Here is a 19459-nt window from a genome sequence, read left to right on the forward strand (position 1 = left end):
CCGTAGGCTGTGTTCCCGCGCCGTGCTACGTCGACCAGGCATAGGCTTAGACGGCCTCGTTGGACTCGTCCTCGAACGCAGCGAAGACCGGGTCTTCATGGACAATTTCCTGCTCGGCGATGAACTCGTAGCTCATCAGGCCTTCAGCGATTTCACGCAGGGCGACAACGGTAGGCTTGTCGTTTTCCCACTGGACCAGTGGCTCTTTGCCGCCGGTGGCCAGTTGACGGGCACGCTTGGTAGAGAGCATGACCAGCTCAAAGCGGTTTTCCACGTGTTCTAGGCAGTCTTCAACGGTTACGCGGGCCATGGTATTCCTCGGAGCGAATGCAATATGCGCGCTGCCCGGTTGGGCGAGCGGACTGAGCAGTTTAAAAAATCACCAGCGATTAGGGAAGCGCTGATTTTTTGACCAGACCCTTCAACGCGCTGCAAGCGCCAATGTAAAGCGCTTGCAGCGGTTTTGGGAAGTGCTGATTAACCCAGCAGTTCGGCCAGCAATTTGCCAAAACGTACCTGCTGGCGTTTCTGTTGCAGCTGGTTGGCGCGGAAAATCGCCTTCAGATCGTCCAGTGCATGGGCGAAATCGTCGTTGATGATCAGGTAGTCGTACTCGACATAGTGGCTCATCTCGCTGACCGCTTCGCGCATCCGGCCGTCGATGATCTCGTCGCTGTCCTGACCGCGGTTGGTCAGGCGCTGGTGCAGGGCCTGAAGCGACGGCGGCAGGATGAAAATCGAGCGTGCCTGCGGCATCAGCTTGCGCACTTGTTCGGCGCCTTGCCAGTCGATTTCCAGAATCAGGTCGTGACCTTCGTCGAGCGTCTGCTGCAAGCGGCTTTGCGAGGTGCCGTAGAAGTTGCCGAAGACTTCGGCGCGTTCGAGGAAGTCGCCGTGCTCGCCCATCTTCACGAACTCTTCGCGGGTCACGAAGTGATAGTTCACGCCGTCCACTTCACCCGGACGCATGGCACGGGTGGTGTGGGAGATCGAGACGCGGATCTCCGGATTGGCATCGGTCAAAGCCTTGACCAGGCTGCTCTTGCCCGCACCCGATGGGGCGGAAATGATGTACAGGGTGCCGGTGCTGTGGGTCATGTCTGTTGCCTTACTCAATATTCTGCACTTGTTCGCGCATCTGCTCGATCAACACCTTGAGGTTGACGGCGGCCTGGGTGCTGCGCGGGTCGAAGGCCTTGGAGCCCAGTGTGTTGGCTTCGCGGTTGAGTTCCTGCATCAGGAAGTCCAGGCGCCGGCCGGCGGCACCGCCGGACTTGAGCACCCGGCGAACTTCGATGATGTGCGTGCTCAGGCGATCCAGTTCTTCGGCCACATCGCTCTTTTGCGCGAGGATGACCATTTCCTGTTCCAGACGCTGCGGATCCAGTTCGGCCTTCATGTCGGTGAAGCGGTCGAGGACTTTCTGGCGCTGGGTCGCGAGCATGTGCGGCACCAGTTCGCGCAAGGTCACGACGTCCTCTTCAATTGAAGTCAGGCGCTCGTTGATCAGGCGTGCCAGCTCCGCGCCTTCGCGCTCGCGGCCGGCCTTGAGTTCTTTCAGGCCTTGATTGAACAGGGCCAGCGCCTCGGCGTTCAGGGTTTGCGGATCGGTCGCGTCGGCCACCAGCACGCCAGGCCAGGCCAGCACTTCCAGCGGGTTCAGCGCCGCCGGGTTCTTGATCAGGCCGGCAACGGTTTCGGCGGCGGCGACCAGTTGCGCGGCGCGCTCGCGGTCGACCTGCAACGGTTTGCCGGTGCTTTCTTCGGTGAAGCGCAGGGTGCATTCCAGTTTGCCCCGCGACAGGCCCTGACGCAGGGCTTCACGTACCGCGCCTTCAAGGTCGCGGAACGACTCCGGCAGGCGCAGATGCGGTTCGAGATAGCGGCTGTTGACCGAGCGCAGCTCCCAGCTCAGGGTGCCCTGGACGCCGGCTTTTTCGACGCGGGCGAAGGCGGTCATGCTGTGCACCATGGCGGTGACCTCGCAATGCAGATCGGCGCAGAAGGGATGTTCCGCAGGCTCGATATCAATGAATTTAAGCCGACTGGCAGCAAAGGCGCAGGATTGTAGCGCAGTGCGGCGGATGCGCCCAAACACACGGTGTGACAAAGGGCTGCAGGCCGTCGGTTATGCGCGTTTCAGGCCTCTGGGTCGACGGTCGGAATTTTTAACCCGTGCCCAGGCGCGGTGCAGCGCTCTATAATGCTCGGCAGTTTTCCGTCCCCAGTACAGGTATTCCCTATGAAACGTCCAAGTGGTCGCGCTGCCGATCAGCTTCGCTCGATCCGCATTACCCGCAACTACACCAAACACGCCGAGGGATCCGTACTGGTCGAATTCGGTGATACCAAGGTCATCTGCACCGTCAGCGTCGAAAACGGCGTGCCGCGCTTCCTCAAAGGGCAAGGCCAGGGCTGGTTGACCGCCGAGTACGGCATGCTGCCGCGCGCCACTGGCGAGCGTAATCAGCGTGAAGCGAGCCGTGGCAAGCAGGGCGGCCGCACTCTGGAAATCCAGCGTCTGATCGGTCGTTCCCTGCGCGCTGCGCTGGACATGTCCAAGCTGGGCGACGTCACCCTGTACGTCGACTGCGACGTGATCCAGGCTGACGGCGGCACCCGCACCGCGTCCATCACCGGCGCGATGGTGGCACTGGTCGATGCGTTGAAAGTGATCAAGAAGCGCGGCGGCCTGAAAGGCGGCGACCCGCTCAAGCAAATGATCGGCGCCGTGTCGGTCGGTATGTATCAGGGCGAGCCGGTGCTGGATCTGGACTATCTTGAAGATTCCGCCGCCGAGACCGACCTCAACGTGGTGATGACCAGCACTGGTGGCTTCATCGAAGTCCAGGGCACCGCCGAAGGCGCGCCGTTCCAGCCGGAAGAGCTGAACGCCATGCTGGAACTGGCCAAGAAAGGCATGAACGAAATCTTCGAACTGCAAAAGGCTGCCCTGGCCGACTGAGCAGGTTCGTAACCCGCAAGGAGGACGCGATGAGTGATGAGCAAGAGTTGCTGCCCAAGCCGAGCCAGGAGGTTCGCCAATGGGCGATGTTTTGTCACTTGTCCGCCTTGCTGGGGATCTGGATTCCGTTCGGCAACCTGATCGGGCCGCTGATCCTGTGGCAGATGAAGCGCGAAACCGATCCGTTCATCGACGCTCAGGGCAAGGAAGCGCTGAATTTTCAGATCACCGTGGCGATTGCTGCCGCGATCTGCCTGCTGCTGATGGTGTTGATCATCGGCTTCTTCTTGCTGGGCCTGCTGGCCATTGGCGCGTTGGTGCTGACGATCATTGCCGGGGTGAAGGCGAACGAAGGCTTTCCCTACCGTTATCCATTCACCTGGCGACTGATCAAATAGCGATCAGTACAAAGCTTGCGTAACTCGCAAAGTTTTAATGTAAATGCCCTGACTTGTCAGGGCATTTTTGTTTTTGCAACTCGAATAATTACTCTTGCGTGTAGGAGTAGTTCTTTCTGCGACAAGCGGTAGTCGATTTTTTTACATATTTAACTCTTACACTTTTAGTCACAACTGCAATGCTTCAGCGCGATCTCAGTACTTGGCAATAGGACTTGGCGATTGTTAAGGTTACTCCGCGTAACGTTACTTCAGAAATATTTCGATATATTCAAGCCATCGAAGGTCCTTGAATTCCAAATCAATCAGTGTTGAGACAGTCAGCCGATTCAATAGGCGTGCGCGGGTAAAAAGTGCGCCTGATGAATATATAGCCAAGAATAATCCCAATGATCCAGCTCGATTTTTATGGAACGCTCGTGGCCGCCTCTCTAGTGCTTTTACTGGGGCGGGGACTTATTGCACGAGTCGATTTTCTGCGTAATTACAATATCCCTGAACCCGTCGCCGGTGGACTGGTGGTTGCGCTGGTTTTATTGATGTTGCGAACTTTTGATATAGAAATCAGATTCGATACTTCACTACAGACCCCGTTGATGTTGGCGTTCTTTGCCACAATCGGTTTGAGCGCAGACTTTGCCAGCCTGAAAAAGGGTGGTCGCGTAGTCGGCATATTTCTACTGGCGGTTACCGGGCTTTTGCTGGTTCAGAACGCGTTGGGCATCGGCCTTGCCACAACGCTGGGTCTTGATCCGTTGATGGGGCTCCTGACGGGTTCAATCACGCTTGCGGGCGGTCACGGTACGGGGGCGGCGTGGGGCACGGTATTCAGTGAAAAGTACGGCCTCGCTTCGGCCTCCGAGCTTGCAATCGCCTCGGCAACCTTCGGTCTGGTCCTGGGCGGTTTGATTGGTGGGCCGGTGGCTCGCCTGCTCATCAAGCGTGTTGAGGTGCCCGGTTGCCAGCCTCAACAAACGCCACGGATGCCAAAGGGTTTTGAGCAGCCGAACAAAGAGCGTTCGATTACGCCCTTTTCTTTTATCGAGACACTGGCATTGATTGCGGTCAGTTTATTGGCTGGCAATCTGCTGAATGGCTTTCTGCACGGAACCCCATTCGAGTTGCCGACGTTTGTCTGCGTTTTGTTCGTGGGAGTGGTGCTACGTAATGGGCTGTCGGCGCTGGGCCTGTATCAGGTATTCGAGCGTGAAGTGTCGGTGCTGGGTAATGTCAGCCTGTCGCTGTTTCTGGCAATTGCCTTGATGTCTCTCAAGCTCTGGGATCTGGCAGCGTTGGCACTGCCGATATTCATCATCCTGGCTGCGCAAACGTTGGTCATGGCGCTGTTTGCGATTTTCGTGACATTCAGAGTGATGGGCAGTAACTACGACGCGGCGGTTCTGGCGGCGGGGCATTGCGGTTTTGGCCTGGGCGCAACGCCAACGGCCATTGCCAACATGCAGGCGGTGACGCAGCGTTTCGGGCCTTCGCAGATTGCGTTTCTGGTGGTGCCGATGGTCGGTGCATTCTTCATCGACATCATCAACGTGATCGTCATCAAGCTTTACCTGGCCTTACCGTTTTTTGTCGCCGTCTGAGGTCTGGACTGCTTCAGGCGCAGCATAAAAAATGCCCGTATCTCGCGATACGGGCATTTTTTAACGACGGATCGACGCTTAGATGGTCAGCGTCCAGTCGTAGTCGACGATCAGCGGCGCGTGCTGCGAGAACCGTGGCTGACGCGGCAAGCGTGCGCTGCGTACGAAGCGGCGCAGGCCCGGGGTCAGCAGCTGGTAGTCGAAGCGCCAGCCCAGATTCAGCATCTCGGCCTGTTCGTTGTCCGGCCACCAGCTGTACTGGTCGCCTTCGCGGCTGACTTCGCGCAGGGCATCGACGTAGCCCATGTTGCCGACAATCTCGTCCATCCAGGCGCGTTCTGGCGCCAGGAAGCCCGGGGATTGCTGGCTGTCGCGCCAGTTCTTGATGTCGAGCTTCTGCTGCGCCACGTACAGCGAGCCACAATAAATGTACTCGCGACGTTTACGCCGCTGCTTGTCCAGGTACTTGCCGAAGTCGTCCATGAGCTTGAACTTCTGGTTCAAGTCCTCATCGCCGTTCATCCCCGAAGGAAGCAGCAAGGTGGCAATACTGACTTTGTCGAAATCTGCTTGCAGGTAGCGCCCGTAGCGGTCGGCCGTCTCGAAACCGAGACCGCTGATGACAGCCTTCGGTTGCAACCGCGAATACAAAGCCACGCCGCCTTGGGCAGGGACTTCAGCATCGCAGGCATAAAGGAAGTAGCCATCCAGTTGGAAGGCTGGGTCATCCAGTTCAAAGGCGGAGGCACGGGTGTCCTGCAGGCAGATGACGTCGGCATTCTGTGCCTGCAGCCAACTGAGCAAACCACGCTCGACTGCAGCCTGAATACCATTGACGTTCACACTGATGATCCGCATAAATGGCCCCAAAAATCGCGTGCGTGTATGATACACGGCGTCAAGCTAATTAGCTAAATCCGTGGTATTTGGGGTTTTTTTCATGCAAGCGTATCAGCGCGATTTCATTCGTTTTGCCATCGATCGCGGCGTTTTGCGCTTCGGTGAGTTCACCCTGAAGTCCGGGCGCACCAGTCCCTACTTCTTCAATGCCGGCCTGTTCAACTCGGGTTCGGCCCTGGCGCAGCTGGGGCGTTTCTACGCTGCAGCCATCGCCGAAAGCGGCATTCCTTTCGACGTATTGTTTGGCCCGGCCTACAAAGGCATCCCGCTGGCAGCCACCACCGCTGTCGCGCTGGCCGAACACCACAACCGTGACCTGCCATGGTGCTTCAACCGCAAGGAAGCCAAGGCCCACGGCGAAGGCGGCAGCCTGGTCGGCGCCCCGCTGACCGGTGATGTGCTGATCATCGACGACGTGATCACCGCCGGCACCGCGATCCGCGAAGTGATGCAGATCATTGCTTCCCAGGACGGCGCCAAAGCGGCCGGCGTGCTGATCGCCCTGAACCGTCAGGAGCGAGGCAACGGTGAATTGTCGGCGATCCAGGAAGTCGAGCGTGACTTCGGTATTCCGGTGATCAGCATCGTTTCGCTGAACCAGGTGCTGGAATTCCTCGCCGACGACCCGCAGCTCAAGCAGCATCTGCCCGCCGTGGAAGCGTACCGCGCCCAGTTCGGCGTCTGAACTGTGGAATGAGCTTTTGTGGCGAGGGAGCTTGCTCCCGCTGGGCTGCGTAGCAGACCCGAAAAGCTTGTGAGCGCTGCGCACTCAAGCGGGAGCAAGCTCCCTCGCCACAATAGATGGAAGGCCGCAGGCAAAAAAAGACCCCGCTCAGCCAGGCTGAGCGGGGTCTTTTTGTTTGCGCGACGCCTTACGGACGCTTGCGATTGCTGATCAGCGTGCCCACACCGGTATCGGTGAAGATTTCCAGCAGGATCGCGTTCGGTACGCGACCGTCGATGATCAGCGAGCTGCCAACGCCACCCTGAACCGCTTCCAGTGCGCAACGGATCTTCGGCAGCATGCCGCCGTAGATGGTGCCGTCGGCGATCAGGTCGTCGACCTGCTGGGTGCTCAGGCCGGTCAACACGGTGCCCGACTTGTCCATCAGGCCGGCGATGTTGGTCAGCAGCATCAGCTTCTCGGCTTTCAGCGCCTCGGCGACTTTACCGGCCACCAGGTCGGCGTTGATGTTGTACGACTCACCGTTCTCACCGACGCCGATCGGCGCGATCACCGGGATGAAGTTGCCTTTGACCAGCAGGTTCAGCAGCTCGGTGTTGATCCCGACCACTTCACCGACCTGACCGATGTCGATGATTTCCGGCTGGGTCATCTCCGGGGTCTGGCGGGTGACGGTCAGTTTCTTCGCACGAATCAGCCCGGCGTCTTTACCGGTCAGGCCGATGGCACTGCCGCCGTGACGGTTGATCAGGTTGACGATGCTTTTGTTGACCTGACCGCCGAGGACCATTTCCACCACGTCCATGGTCGCGGCGTCGGTGACGCGCATGCCATCGACGAAGTGGCTTTCGATCGACAGACGCTTGAGCAGATCACCGATCTGCGGGCCGCCGCCGTGAACCACGACCGGGTTGATGCCCACGGCTTTCATCAAGACGATGTCGCGGGCGAAGCCGGTTTTCAGCTCCTCGCTTTCCATCGCGTTGCCGCCGTATTTGATCACCAGGGTCTTGCCGACATAACGTCGGATGTAAGGCAACGCTTCGGACAGAACCTGGGCGGTGTGGGCGGCGGCTTCGCGTTCGAGGGTCATTCAGGGCTCCGGGTGAATCAGAACGGTAGTTGGAGATCAGGTGCAACGCGTTTCAATTGGGCGTGGAACACATCCTTGATGCGCTGCAATTCAGCCTCGTCATCGGCCTCGAAGCGCAGCACCAGCACCGGTGTGGTGTTGGAGGCGCGCACCAGGCCCCAGCCTTTGGCGTAATCGACCCGCACGCCGTCGATGGTGGTCAGGTCAGCGCCTGGGCCCCACTGTGCGTCGTGCAGTGCATCAATGATGCTGAATTTGCTCTCCTCGGTCACATGGATATTGATTTCCGGCGTAGAAATATCGTTCGGGAAGGTCGCAAACAGTTCTTCCGCGGTGGATTTTTCCTTGCTGAGGATCTCCAGCAGCCGTGCGGCGCTGTAGATGCCGTCGTCGAAACCGAACCAGCGCTCCTTGAAGAAGATGTGGCCGCTCATCTCACCGGCCAATAGAGCACCGGATTGTTTCATTTTCTTTTTGATCAACGAGTGACCGGTCTTCCACATTAGCGGGCGACCGCCGTATTCCTTGATCAGCGGCACCAGGCGGCGGGTGCATTTGACGTCGAAGATGATTTCCGCGTCCGGGTTGCGCGCCACCACGTCGCGGGCGAACAGCATCAGCAGGCGATCCGGGTAGACGATGCTGCCGGTATTGGTCACCACGCCGACGCGGTCGCCGTCACCGTCGAAGGCCAGACCGAGGTCGGCGTTGGTTTCCTTGACCTTGGCGATCAGGTCGACGAGGTTCTCAGGCTTGCCCGGATCCGGGTGGTGGTTGGGGAAGTTGCCGTCGACTTCGCAGAATAGCGGGATGACTTCGCAATTCAGCGCTTCGATCAGTTGCGGGGCGATCACGCCGGCCGCGCCGTTGCCGCAGTCGACCACGACTTTCATGCGTCGGGCCAGTTTGACGTCCCGGACGATTTCGGTGGTGTAGCGGTCAAGGATTTCGACCTGGGTCACGCTGCCCTGGCCGCTGCTCAGATCGTTGGTCTTGATGCGCTCGTGCAGCACCTGGATCTGCTCGTTGGCGAGGGTGTCGCCGGCGATCACGATCTTGAAGCCGTTGTAGTTCGACGGGTTGTGGCTGCCGGTGAGCATCACCCCGGATTTACCCGCGAGTACGTTGGCCGCGTAGTACAGCGCCGGGGTCGGGACCAGGCCGACATCGCTGACATGGCAGCCGCTTTCGGCGATGCCGCGGATCAGCTCGGCAACCAGCTCCGGGCCGGACAGGCGACCGTCACGGCCGACAGAAACGTTCGGCTCGCCCTGCGCCAGGCTCTGCGAGCCGATGGCGCGGCCGATCCAGTAAGCGGTTTCGGCATTGAGGAATTCCGGCACGGTGCCGCGAATGTCATAGGCGCGGAAGATGCTGTCGGGAAGCTTCGGGGCGATCTTGGCGGGGGTGCTCATCTGCACAAATGCTCCATCTCGAAAGTGGCGGGACACACCGACGATTCACTCGGCGGCAGGCTCAAACTGAAGGGTATGACGGCGTTTTCCACAGAGAGTTCGTGGTGTGAAAGGGCCATGACGCCTTGTCTGGCGTGGCCTGCGGCCGGCAAAACCTTGATTTTCGGTGCTAAAACCTGCAGCGGATGTAGCGCATTTTTTGTGGCGAGGGAGCTTGCTCCCGCTGGGCTGCGAAGCAGCCCTAAAGATCTTGTGGGCGCTGCGCACCCAAGCGGGAGCAAGCTCCCTCGCCACAGTAACGGGTTATCGGTTATTTAGTGCCGGTATGGCCAAAACCGCCCGCGCCGCGTTCGGTTTCGACGAACTCTTCAACCATTTCGAAGTGCGCCTGCACCACGGGTACCAGCACCAGCTGCGCCAGACGTTCGCCGACAGTCATGGTGAAGTCGCTCTGGCCACGGTTCCAGCAGGACACCATCAGCGGGCCCTGATAATCCGAGTCGATCAGGCCGACGAGGTTGCCCAGCACGATGCCGTGCTTATGGCCCATGCCCGAGCGCGGCAGGATCAGTGCGGCGAGGTTCGGGTCGCCGATGTAGACCGACAGACCGGTAGGAATCAGCACGGTTTCACCCGGCTTGATCACGATGTCCTGTTCCAGCATGGCGCGCAGGTCGAGGCCGGCGGAGCCCGGGGTGGCGTATTGCGGCAGCGGGAATTCGGTACCGATGCGTGGGTCGAGGATCTTGGCTTGCAAAGCGTGCATGTAAATTAAACCTGGTTCAGACGTTCGGCGATAAAAGTGACCAGTTGGCGAGCGATCTTGCTCTTGCTGGTCTGGGCGAAAACAGTGGCATGAAGCTCACGGTCGATCACGCTGCAGGCGTTTTCTTCGCTGTTGAATCCGATGCTCGGGTTGGCGACGTCGTTGGCGACGATCAAATCGAGATTCTTGTCTTTCAGCTTGCGTGCAGCGTAGTCGAGCAGGTGTTCGGTCTCGGCGGCGAAGCCGACACTGAACGGACGGTCGGGACGGGTCGCGATGGTGGCCAGGATGTCCGGGTTACGCACCATTTGCAGGACGAAGCCGTCGCCGCTTGTAGGGTCTTTCTTGAGTTTTTGCGGGGCAACGACTTCCGGACGGTAGTCCGCCACCGCAGCCGAGGCGATGAACACATCACACGGGATGGCCGATTCGCACGCGGCGAGCATGTCGCGGGCGCTGACCACGTCGATGCGCGTGACGCGATCCGGCGTAGGCAGGTGTACCGGGCCGCTGATCAGGGTCACGCGGGCGCCGGCTTCCACCGCGGCTTCGGCCAGAGCGAAGCCCATTTTCCCGGAGCTGTGGTTGGTGATGTAGCGCACCGGGTCGATGTTTTCCTGAGTCGGGCCGGCGGTGATCACCACGTGCTTGCCGGTCAGTGACTGACGCTGGAAACAATCCGCCGCGCACTGCGCCAGATCGGTGGCCTCCATCATCCGGCCCATGCCGACGTCGCCGCAGGCCTGGCTGCCGGAGGCCGGGCCGAAGGTCTTCAGGCCACGGCTTTCAAGGAGTTGCAGGTTGGCCTGGGTCGCCGGGTCGCGCCACATCGCCTGGTTCATGGCTGGCGCGACGGCCACTACGGCATCGGTAGCAAGAACCAAAGTGGTCAGCAAATCGTTGGCGATGCCTTGGGCCAGACGCGCAATCAGATCGGCGGTGGCCGGGGCGATCAACACCAGATCGGCCCACTTGGCCAGCTCGATGTGGCCCATCGCCGCTTCGGCGGCCGGGTCGAGCAAGTCGAGGTGAACCGGGTGCCCGGACAGGGCCTGCATGGTCAGCGGGGTGATGAACTCGGCGCCGCCATGGGTCATGACCACGCGCACTTCGGCGCCCTGGTCGATCAGGCGACGAACCAGATCGGCGCTCTTGTAGGCCGCAATGCCGCCGCCGACGCCCAGAACGATGCGTTTCCGATACAGCCGCTGCATAGGTCTGCCTTTCATTTCGTGGGTGACATACGTGGCGAAACCCCCTCCCCAGGGTGAATTCGCCCGCAAAAAAGATGGGCTACGATATCACAGCGACCGCTACGGAACAGCGGCGCCCACAGACAAGGAAGGTGTATGAGTATTCGCGATTGGCCAGCGGCGGAGCGGCCGCGGGAGAAGCTACTTGAACAGGGCGCGGGAAGCCTTTCCGATGCCGAATTACTGGCGATTTTTCTTCGTACCGGGGTCACGGGAAAAAGCGCGGTGGATCTGGCGCGACACCTGTTGACTCAATTCGGCAGCCTGCGCGCATTGCTGGAGGCCGATCTTGCGGCGTTCAGCGTGCAGTTGGGATTGGGGCCTGCGAAGTTCGCACAGTTGCAGGCGGTGCTGGAAATGGGGCGGCGGCATCTGGCCGAGCGCATGCGTAAAAAACCGGCGCTGGAGAATCCGCAGGCAGTTCGGGATTACTTGAAGTCCATGCTGCGCCATGAGCCGCACGAGGTGTTCGGTTGCCTGTTTCTCGATTCCAAGCATCAAGTGCTGACGTTCGAGGCGCTGTTTCGCGGCTCGATCGACAACACCAGTGTGCATCCCCGGGAAGTGGTGAAACGCTCATTGGCCAACAACGCGGCGGCGGTGATTCTTTGCCACAACCACCCGTCGGGGAACAGCGATCCGAGCCAGGCGGATCGGCAACTGACCAAGCGCTTGCAGAAGGCTTTGGATCTGATTGATGTGCGGGTGCTCGATCACTTTATCGTTGGCGACGGCGAGCCGTTGTCGATGGCGGAGTGTGGCTGGATGTAGCTTTCAACAACAAACGCCAACCCCTGTGGGAGCGGGCTTGCTCGCGAAGGCGATGTTTCAGTCAATAAAAGTTTGGCTGATCCGACGCCTTCGCGAGCAAGCCCGCTCCCACAGGGGAATTGTGTTGTGGCGGGTTATTTCAGGGTGACCTTCGAATAGTCCTGCCGCCCGAACGGGCTGACGGAATAACCCTGCACATCCTTGCGCGTCAGCGCATAGGCAGTCGGGTGCGCCAGCGGCAACCACAGCGCCTGCTGCTGAATCTGCGCCTGGGCCTGTTCATACAGCTTGGTGCGCACGCCTTGCTCGCTGGTGGTTTTACCGGCGCTGATCAGCTTGTCCAGATCGGCATTGCAGTAGCGGGCGAAGTTGGTGCCGGACTTGACCGCCGCGCAGGAAAACTGCGGCGTGAGGAAGTTGTCCGGGTCGCCGTTGTCGCCGGCCCAGCCCATGAACAGCAGGTCATGTTCGCCAGCCTTGGCGCGGCGGATCAATTCGCCCCACTCGATCACGCGGATTTCCGCCTGAATGCCGATTTCCGCCAGATCCGATTGCAGCAACTGCGCCCCCAGACTCGGATTGGGGTTGAGCAGGCTGCCGGACGGACGGGTCCAGATGGTGGTCTGGAAGCCGTCCTTGAGTCCGGCCTTGGCCAGCAACGCCTTGGCTTTGGCCACGTCGTGCGGATAGCCCGGCAGGTTCTTCGCGTAGCTCCAGGTGTTCGGCGGGTAAGGGCCGTTGGCGGGTTCGGCGGTGTCTTCGAACACGGCTTTGACGTAGTTGGCCTTGTCGAAGGCGAGGTTGATCGCCTGGCGCACCTCCGGCTTGTCCAGCGGTGGGTGCTGGCTGTTGATGCCGACGAAAGCCGTCATGAACGCGTCAGTCTTTTCCACTTTCAGGGTCGGCTCTTCCTGCGCCGCTTTCACGTCCAGCGGTTTTGGCGACAGGGCGATCTGACACTCGTTGCGCCGCAGCTTTTGCAGGCGCACGTTGGCGTCAGGGGTGATGGCGAAGATCAGCGGATCGACCGCCGGCTTGCCGCCGAAGTAGTCCGGGTTGGCCTTGTAGCGCACCGAAGCGTCTTTCTGGAAGCGCGTGAACACAAACGGGCCGGTGCCGATCGGCTGGCTGTTGAGCTTGTCGGTCGCGTCGGCCTTGAGCAGCTTGTCCGCATATTCGGCGGAATAGATCGAGGCGAAACCCATGCTCAGGGTCGCGAGGAACGTCGAATCCGGGTGGTCGAGGGTAAAGCGCACGGTCAGCGGATCGAGTGCGTCGATTTTCTTGATCAGCGCCGGCAACTGCATGGATTGGGCGTGCGGGAAACCGCTTTGCGCCACTTTGTGCCATGGGTTGGCCGGGTCGAGCATGCGGTCGAAGCTGAATTTGACGTCTTCGGCGCTCAGCGTACGGCTCGGCTTGAAATAGTCGGTGCTGTGAAATTTCACCTGCGGGTGCAGCTTGAACACATAAGTCAGGCCGTCGGTGCTGACTTCCCAACTGTCGGCCAGGCTCGGCACGACTTTGCCGCTGGCGGTGTCGAAGTCGACCAGGCGGTTCATCAGCACGTCGGCCGAGGCATTGGTGGTGGTCAGCGAGTTGTATTGCACCACGTCGAACCCTTCAGGGCTGGCCTCGGTGCAGACGCTCAGGGCGGCGGCCTGGGCCAGAGGGCTCAGCAGAAGCGGGGCGAGCAACAGGGGTAGGGCAGCGAGGCGCATGGTCGGCTTCCTTTACAGATCGAAGGCCATCTGCAGGTGCAGTCTGGAAAAGGGTTACCCTAGAGGGCTGGATTGCAAATGACTATCCCCTTTTGTATTTTTCGGGGCCGGGCACTGGCGTTTTTCAGACCGCGGTGCGCCCAGAAAAGTCGGAAACCTCTGTCAGAGCGGTTTTCTGCGACGAGTGGTCAAAACTCGCGCCAGCCTTTATCCAAAGCGTCCGCAGCCGGAAAATGCGCTTTTTTAGCGGTTGATTGCACATCGATTGTTGTTGCACCCCGGTCTTTCTGGTATAAAGCAGCGCTCTTTTCTAGGGGCCCGGTTCCTTCACTGTAGGTGTAGCCGGTAAGACCTCTAAAGAAACGCGGCGCCTGGCGCCAAATGACTGAGAGATTAAGCGGCCAACCCATGCCGGGTTGGGCATGTGGTTTTAGAGGGCTGAGGCATGTCGAGAGTATGTCAAGTTACCGGTAAGGGTCCGGTAACCGGGAATAACATTTCCCACGCAAACAACAAAACCCGTCGTCGTTTCCTGCCGAACCTGCAGCATCACCGCTTCTGGGTTGAAGAAGAGAAACGTTTTGTGCGTCTGCGCGTATCTGCCAAAGGCATGCGCATCATCGACAAGCGTGGCATCAGTGTCGTGCTCGCCGAACTTCGCCGCGATGGCAAGATTTAAGGGAGCTAATCATGCGTGAATTGATTCGTTTGATCTCGAGCGCCGGTACTGGTCACTTCTACACTACCGACAAGAACAAGCGCACTACTCCGGACAAAATCGAGATCAAGAAATATGATCCGGTTGTTCGTAAGCACGTGATCTACAAGGAAGGCAAAATCAAGTAATTGATTTTTCCCGACTTACAAAAAAGGCCCGTATCTCACGATACGGGCCTTTTTTGTTGTCTCTGTCGCGTCCTGAATAAGGTTTACACCTTCTGACCAATCTTCAGGAGGATTCAATGGATACCGGAAAAAGGCGGAGCCAGCGCGATTACACGCTAGCTTTTAAATTGTCAGTCGTAGATCAAGTCGAAAAAGGCGAGTTGAGTTATAAAGAGGCTCAACGGCGCTTTGGCATTCAAGGCCGGTCCACGGTACTGGTTTGGTTACGCAAGCATGGCCGACAGGACTGGAGCCAAGGCGCCTCAATCCGAGCGCCGCGGAGCAGGCCGATGACCGACCCCAACCTACCGCTGACACCCGAACAGCGGATCAAAGAGCTTGAAGAACAGTTGGCGCTGAGCAATCAGAAGGCCCAGTTCTTTGAAGCTGTCGTGAACGTCTTGAAAAATGATTACGGTGTGTCCATCGTAAAAAAGCGACCCGGCAAGTCCTCTCGCAAGGGCAAATCCAAGACCTGAGCATTACCAGGGCTTGCCTGTTTATGGGCATTTCGCGCCAAGCGTATTACAAGCGCAACCGAGCCTTTGACGCGAGAGTTTGCCAAGACCAGCAGGTAGTGGAATTCGTTCTGGAAAAGCGTCGGCGCCAGCCGAGGCTTGGGACGCGCAAACTGCACCACCTGATGCTAATTGAAGCTGCAGCGACGCTACGTGTCGGTCGAGACCGCCTGTTTTCTATCTTGCGAGAGGCGCGAGAGCTGGTTCCTCGCAAACGTGCTTATCATAAAACCACGCATAGCCATCATCGCTTCCGCCGTCACCCCAACCTACTCAAAGCTGGCCCGGAACAAGTTGTAGCCAGCAGACCTGAGCAGGTTTGGGTCGCAGACATTACCTATCTCCCAACGCGGGAAAGTGTCGCTTACGTTAGCCTGATAACAGACGCGTACTCACGCAAAATCGTGGGTCATCATGTGCACAGCAGCCTGCATACGGAGTCGGTGGTCAGGGCGCTGCAGAAGGCTGTTAGTCAGCGAAAATCCGATCAACCGCTCATTCATCATTCAGATCGCGGAGCCCAGTATTGCTCCGACTTATACCAACGGATGCATACCCGGCATGGAATCAGGTGCTCAATGACTGACGGTTATGATTGCTATCAGAACGCTATGGCGGAGAGGGTAAATGGGATTTTGAAGACTGAGTTTTTGCTGCATCGCCCCAAAGACCTGGCGGATGCAGTGAAAATGGTGGATGAATCGGTGCAAATCTACAACCGGGAGCGGCCGCACTTAGCCCTGAAATACAAAACGCCCGATGCGGTGCATCGGGCGTTTGAGACTGAAACAGGTGTAAACCTATTTCAGGACTAGACACTCGGATTTCTGTGGTGTCTGGCCGGGCCTCATCGCGAGCAGGCTCACTCCTACATTGGAATGCGGTTCCCTGTAGGAGTGAGCCTGCTCGCGATAGGGCCGGATCAGTCAGCGAAAATCCTCAAGCCTTCTGCTCAAAGATCACATAGATCTTGCGGCAAGCCTCCAGCACTTCCCAGGTACCACGGAAACCGGCCGGAATCACAAAACGGTCGCCAACACGCAAGGTCTTGGCATTGCCGTCGCTGTCGCGCAGCACCGAAACCCCCTGCAGGATTTCGCAGTATTCGTGCTCGGTGTAGTTCACCGTCCACTGCCCGACCGCGCCTTCCCACACGCCGACGCCCATCTGCCCACAAGGGCTGTCGTACTGATTGAACACCGCTTGCTCGGGATCGCCCTTGAGCACTTTGGCCGGGTCCGGGCGATAGCGTTCGGCTGTGCTGGTGGTCAGGCTGATATCGACGACGTTCTGGATGTTCATTGTTGTTTTCTCCCGTGATGACGGCGCGGTGGCTTGAAAGGGCCAAAGTCTATGTTTATTAAAATGAACACCGCAAGGCCGTATGGCGCGCTTATGTCAAATATATTGAAACAACCCCGGCCGCTGGTTTAGGGTGGCGGGTGCCTTGGGCCGAAAAAGCAGGCCGGCCGGGCAGCATTCCTGAAGACGTCCGCGAAGAACGCGGCGCTCGTATTCAACAAGAGGAGGACACTCGAATGACCACCCTGACTCGTGCCGATTGGGAACAACGTGCTCGCGACCTGAAGATCGAAGGCCGCGCCTACCTCAACGGCGAATACACCGACGCCGTCTCCGGCGAGACTTTCGAGTGCATCAGCCCGGTTGATGGCCGTCTGCTGGGCAAGATCGCCAGCTGTGACGCCGCCGACGCCCAGCGCGCCGTGGAAAACGCCCGTGCCACGTTCAATTCCGGCGTCTGGTCGCGCCTGGCGCCGACCAAACGCAAAGCCACCATGATTCGTTTCGCCAGCCTGCTCAAGCAGCACGCTGAAGAACTGGCACTGCTCGAAACCCTCGACATGGGCAAGCCGATCAGCGATTCGCTGTACATCGACGTCCCGGGCGCGGCGCAAGCGCTGAGCTGGAGCGGTGAGGCGATCGACAAGATCTACGACGAAGTCGCCGCCACGCCGCACGATCAACTGGGTCTGGTGACCCGCGAGCCGGTGGGCGTGGTCGGTGCCATCGTGCCGTGGAACTTCCCGCTGATGATGGCCTGCTGGAAACTCGGCCCGGCGCTGTCGACCGGTAACTCGGTGATCCTCAAACCGTCGGAAAAATCCCCGCTGACCGCCATCCGCATCGCTGCGCTGGCCGTTGAGGCCGGCATTCCGAAAGGCGTGCTCAACGTGTTGCCGGGCTACGGCCACACCGTCGGCAAGGCGCTGGCGCTGCACAATGACGTCGACACGCTGGTGTTCACCGGTTCGACCAAAATCGCCAAGCAACTGATGATCTACGCCGGCGAATCGAATATGAAGCGTGTGTGGCTGGAAGCCGGCGGCAAGAGCCCGAACATCGTCTTCGCCGATGCGCCGGACCTGCAAGCCGCTGCCGAATCTGCCGCCAGTGCCATCGCCTTCAACCAGGGCGAAGTCTGCACCGCCGGTTCGCGCCTGCTGGTCGAGCGCTCGATCAAGGACAAATTCCTGCCGATGGTGATCGAGGCGCTGAAAGCCTGGAAACCGGGCAATCCGCTGGATCCGGCAACCAACGTCGGTGCGCTGGTCGATACCCAGCAGATGAACACCGTGCTGTCGTACATCGAGTCCGGTCACAGCGACGGCGCCAAACTGGTCGCGGGCGGCAAGCGCATCCTTCAGGAAACCGGTGGTACTTACGTCGAGCCGACGATTTTCGACGGCGTGAGCAACGCGATGAAGATCGCCCAGGAAGAGATTTTCGGCCCGGTGCTGTCGGTCATCGCCTTCGACACCGCCGAAGAAGCGATCCAGATCGCCAACGACACGCCGTATGGTCTGGCCGCAGCGGTATGGACTCAGGACATTTCCAAGGCGCACCTGACCGCCAAGGCGCTGCGTGCCGGTAGCGTGTGGGTCAACCAGTACGACGGCGGCGACATGACCGCACCGTTCGGCGGCTTCAAGCAGTCGGGCAACGGTCGCGACAAGTCGCTGCACGCATTCGACAAGTACACCGAGCTGAAGGCGACGTGGATCAAGTTGTAAGCCGTTAGCGGGAGCCCGGTCACTCCGGGCTCCATGACGAAACAGAGATCCCCTGTGGGAGCGGGCTTGCTCGCGAAAGCGGTGTATCAGTCAGCACATCTGCTGAATGTGAAACCGTTTTCGCGAGCAAGCCCGCTCCCACAGTGGTTTTGTAGTGAACATAAAAATATCCACAGGAGCGTGGAACATGCGTTGGGCGACGTATTTCGCCGTGTTGGCGTCTGTCTTGAGTGTTGGCCTGGCCCTGGGGGTCAGCATGCCGTTGGTGTCGTTGCGTCTGGAAGGCTGGGGTTATGGCTCCTTTGCCATTGGCGTGATGGCGGCGATGCCGGCGATTGGCGTGCTGCTGGGGGCGAAGATTTCCAGTCACTTGGCGGCGCGTTTCGGCACGGCGAACCTGATGCGACTGTGCCTGTGGGCGGGTGCGTTGTCGATCGGCTTGCTGGCGTTGTTACCCAGCTATCCGATCTGGCTGGTGCTGCGCCTGATGATCGGGGTGATCCTGACCATCGTGTTCATCCTTGGCGAGAGCTGGATCAATCAACTGGTCGTCGAACACTGGCGCGGTCGGCTGGTGGCGCTGTATGGCAGCAGCTATGCGCTGAGCCAACTGTCTGGTCCGCTGCTGCTGGGTGCGCTCGGCACTGAGCACGATTACGGGTTCTGGGTCGGCGTCGGACTGCTGACGGTCTCACCTTTGCTGTTGATGGGCCGCAGCGGTGCGCCGAGCAGTGAAGCCAGCAGTGTGACGTTCAGCGATTTGTGGGGTTTTGCCCGTGAGCTGCCGGCGATTGCCTGGGCGGTGTCACTGTTCGCCGCGTTCGAGGCGATGATCCTCACGTTGTTGCCGGTGTATTGCCTGCAACAGGGCTTTACTGCCGAGATCGCGTTGGCGATGGTCAGCACGGTGGTGGTCGGCGATGCGCTGCTGCAACTGCCGATTGGTGCGCTGGCGGACTACCTGTCGCGACGTACCTTGTTCACCGGCTGCGCGGTGGTGTTGATGCTGTCGAGCCTGGCGATTCCGCTGTTGATCGACACGCTGCTGATCTGGCCGTTGTGGGTGTTGTTCGGGGCCAGTGCCGGTGGGCTGTTCACCTTGTCACTGATCCTGATCGGCGAGCGTTATCGCGACGACGCGCTGGTGCGCGCCAATGCGCACATTGCGCAGCTGTGGGGTGTCGGTTGTCTGATCGGGCCGTTGATGGCGGGGGCGGGCAGCCAGTGGATCAGCGGGCATGCGTTGCCGCTGTTGATGGCGGTCGGGGCGTTCGGGTTGGTGATTCTGCTGATGCGCCAAGGTGCGTTCGGCACGGTGGCCGAGCCGGCCTGATTCGATTGATTACCTGTGGCGAGGGAGCTTGCTCCCGCTTGAGTGCGTAGCACTCACAAAATTCCGGGGCCGCTGCGCAGCCCAGCGGAACGGTGCGACGAGTCGACAAGCTCCCTCGCCACAATT

The 19459-nt window shown here is 59.5% G+C and carries 19 protein-coding genes and 1 pseudogene; 10 read left to right on the top strand and 10 right to left on the bottom strand.

The genetic code is table 11. The features are described 5' to 3' along the window. Positions 1–46 precede the first annotated feature (46 nt). The 3 genes from rpoZ to JFU48_RS07910 form a co-directional block, all read right to left on the bottom strand. Positions 47–310 carry a DNA-directed RNA polymerase subunit omega gene (gene rpoZ / locus JFU48_RS07900; RefSeq protein ID WP_003229503.1) on the bottom strand — a complete coding sequence of 88 codons (264 nt, stop codon included), beginning with the start codon at positions 308–310 and terminating at the stop codon, positions 47–49. Positions 311–477: 167 nt separating this feature from the next. Further along, positions 478–1098 carry a guanylate kinase gene (gmk, locus tag JFU48_RS07905; protein ID WP_003229498.1) on the bottom strand — a complete coding sequence of 207 codons (621 nt, stop codon included), beginning with the start codon at positions 1096–1098 and terminating at the stop codon, positions 478–480. Positions 1099–1108: 10 nt separating this feature from the next. Next, complete coding sequence (locus JFU48_RS07910) at positions 1109–1972, bottom strand: YicC/YloC family endoribonuclease (RefSeq protein WP_201136241.1); 864 nt, start codon at positions 1970–1972, stop codon at positions 1109–1111. 270 nt (positions 1973–2242) lie between these two features. Between JFU48_RS07910 and rph the strand changes: the two genes are divergently transcribed. The 3 genes from rph to gltS all read left to right on the top strand — a co-directional run bounded on the left by rph (position 2243) and on the right by gltS (position 4961). Further along, positions 2243–2965 (top strand): ribonuclease PH, encoded by a 723-nt coding sequence (rph, locus tag JFU48_RS07915; protein WP_003229494.1) that lies wholly within the window; start codon positions 2243–2245, stop codon positions 2963–2965. A 29-nt stretch (positions 2966–2994) separates the two neighbouring features. Then, a complete protein-coding gene (locus JFU48_RS07920) occupies positions 2995–3363 on the top strand; it encodes a DUF4870 domain-containing protein (RefSeq protein WP_003229492.1) in 369 nt (122 codons plus the stop codon). A gap of 389 nt (positions 3364–3752) precedes the next feature. Then, positions 3753–4961 (top strand): sodium/glutamate symporter, encoded by a 1209-nt coding sequence (gene gltS, locus JFU48_RS07925; RefSeq protein WP_103483722.1) that lies wholly within the window; start codon positions 3753–3755, stop codon positions 4959–4961. A gap of 78 nt (positions 4962–5039) precedes the next feature. Here gltS and JFU48_RS07930 read toward each other — a convergent pair whose 3' ends face one another. Next, on the bottom strand, positions 5040–5819 hold the full coding sequence (locus tag JFU48_RS07930) for an exodeoxyribonuclease III (RefSeq protein ID WP_003229491.1): 780 nt from the start codon (positions 5817–5819) through the stop codon (positions 5040–5042). An 82-nt stretch (positions 5820–5901) separates the two neighbouring features. Here JFU48_RS07930 and pyrE point away from each other — a divergent pair, with 82 nt between their 5' ends. After that, positions 5902–6546, top strand: a complete 645-nt coding sequence (pyrE, locus tag JFU48_RS07935) for an orotate phosphoribosyltransferase (RefSeq protein ID WP_011336558.1) — start codon at positions 5902–5904, stop codon at positions 6544–6546. A 187-nt stretch (positions 6547–6733) separates the two neighbouring features. Here pyrE and argB read toward each other — a convergent pair whose 3' ends face one another. The 4 genes and pseudogenes from argB to coaBC all read right to left on the bottom strand — a co-directional run bounded on the left by argB (position 6734) and on the right by coaBC (position 11034). Then, on the bottom strand, positions 6734–7639 hold the full coding sequence (gene argB / locus JFU48_RS07940) for an acetylglutamate kinase (protein ID WP_003229488.1): 906 nt from the start codon (positions 7637–7639) through the stop codon (positions 6734–6736). Positions 7640–7656: 17 nt separating this feature from the next. Continuing rightward, positions 7657–9033, bottom strand: a pseudogene (locus JFU48_RS07945) (phosphomannomutase/phosphoglucomutase); the annotation flags it as partial. 331 nt (positions 9034–9364) lie between these two features. Next, on the bottom strand, positions 9365–9820 hold the full coding sequence (dut, locus tag JFU48_RS07950; protein WP_003229483.1) for a dUTP diphosphatase: 456 nt from the start codon (positions 9818–9820) through the stop codon (positions 9365–9367). A gap of 5 nt (positions 9821–9825) precedes the next feature. Then, positions 9826–11034 carry a bifunctional phosphopantothenoylcysteine decarboxylase/phosphopantothenate--cysteine ligase CoaBC gene (gene coaBC, locus JFU48_RS07955; protein ID WP_201137062.1) on the bottom strand — a complete coding sequence of 403 codons (1209 nt, stop codon included), beginning with the start codon at positions 11032–11034 and terminating at the stop codon, positions 9826–9828. Between the two features lie 135 nt (positions 11035–11169). On the opposite strand from coaBC, the gene radC reads away from it, so the two are divergent. Further along, entirely contained in the window at positions 11170–11844 is a 675-nt protein-coding gene (radC, locus tag JFU48_RS07960) for a RadC family protein (RefSeq protein WP_201136242.1), read from the top strand. 134 nt (positions 11845–11978) lie between these two features. Here the strand turns inward: radC and JFU48_RS07965 are convergent, their stop codons facing one another. Continuing rightward, on the bottom strand, positions 11979–13565 hold the full coding sequence (locus JFU48_RS07965) for an ABC transporter substrate-binding protein (RefSeq protein ID WP_201136243.1): 1587 nt from the start codon (positions 13563–13565) through the stop codon (positions 11979–11981). Between the two features lie 445 nt (positions 13566–14010). On the opposite strand from JFU48_RS07965, the gene rpmB reads away from it, so the two are divergent. The 3 genes from rpmB to JFU48_RS07980 all read left to right on the top strand — a co-directional run bounded on the left by rpmB (position 14011) and on the right by JFU48_RS07980 (position 15783). Beyond that, a complete protein-coding gene (rpmB, locus tag JFU48_RS07970) occupies positions 14011–14244 on the top strand; it encodes a 50S ribosomal protein L28 (RefSeq protein ID WP_003229474.1) in 234 nt (77 codons plus the stop codon). Positions 14245–14255: 11 nt separating this feature from the next. Beyond that, positions 14256–14411, top strand: a complete 156-nt coding sequence (rpmG, locus tag JFU48_RS07975; protein ID WP_003177274.1) for a 50S ribosomal protein L33 — start codon at positions 14256–14258, stop codon at positions 14409–14411. Positions 14412–14527: 116 nt separating this feature from the next. Then, a protein-coding gene (locus tag JFU48_RS07980; protein ID WP_201135842.1) for an IS3 family transposase occupies positions 14528–15783 on the top strand; the annotation gives its coding sequence in 2 pieces (ribosomal slippage) (positions 14528–14879 and positions 14879–15783; 1257 coding nt in all). Between the two features lie 124 nt (positions 15784–15907). On the opposite strand, the gene JFU48_RS07985 is transcribed toward JFU48_RS07980, so the two are convergent. Further along, positions 15908–16270, bottom strand: a complete 363-nt coding sequence (locus JFU48_RS07985) for a cupin domain-containing protein (RefSeq protein ID WP_003229472.1) — start codon at positions 16268–16270, stop codon at positions 15908–15910. 236 nt (positions 16271–16506) lie between these two features. On the opposite strand from JFU48_RS07985, the gene JFU48_RS07990 reads away from it, so the two are divergent. After that, positions 16507–18000 (top strand): aldehyde dehydrogenase, encoded by a 1494-nt coding sequence (locus tag JFU48_RS07990; protein WP_201136244.1) that lies wholly within the window; start codon positions 16507–16509, stop codon positions 17998–18000. A gap of 187 nt (positions 18001–18187) precedes the next feature. Then, positions 18188–19333: an MFS transporter gene (locus tag JFU48_RS07995; RefSeq protein WP_003229469.1), complete on the top strand. Its 1146-nt coding sequence runs from the start codon at positions 18188–18190 to the stop codon at positions 19331–19333. The last annotated feature ends 126 nt before the right edge of the window (positions 19334–19459 follow it).

Origin of the sequence: Pseudomonas sp. TH49, assembly GCF_016650625.1 — a bacterium.
Taxonomy (GTDB): Bacteria; Pseudomonadota; Gammaproteobacteria; order Pseudomonadales; family Pseudomonadaceae; genus Aquipseudomonas; species Aquipseudomonas fluorescens_H.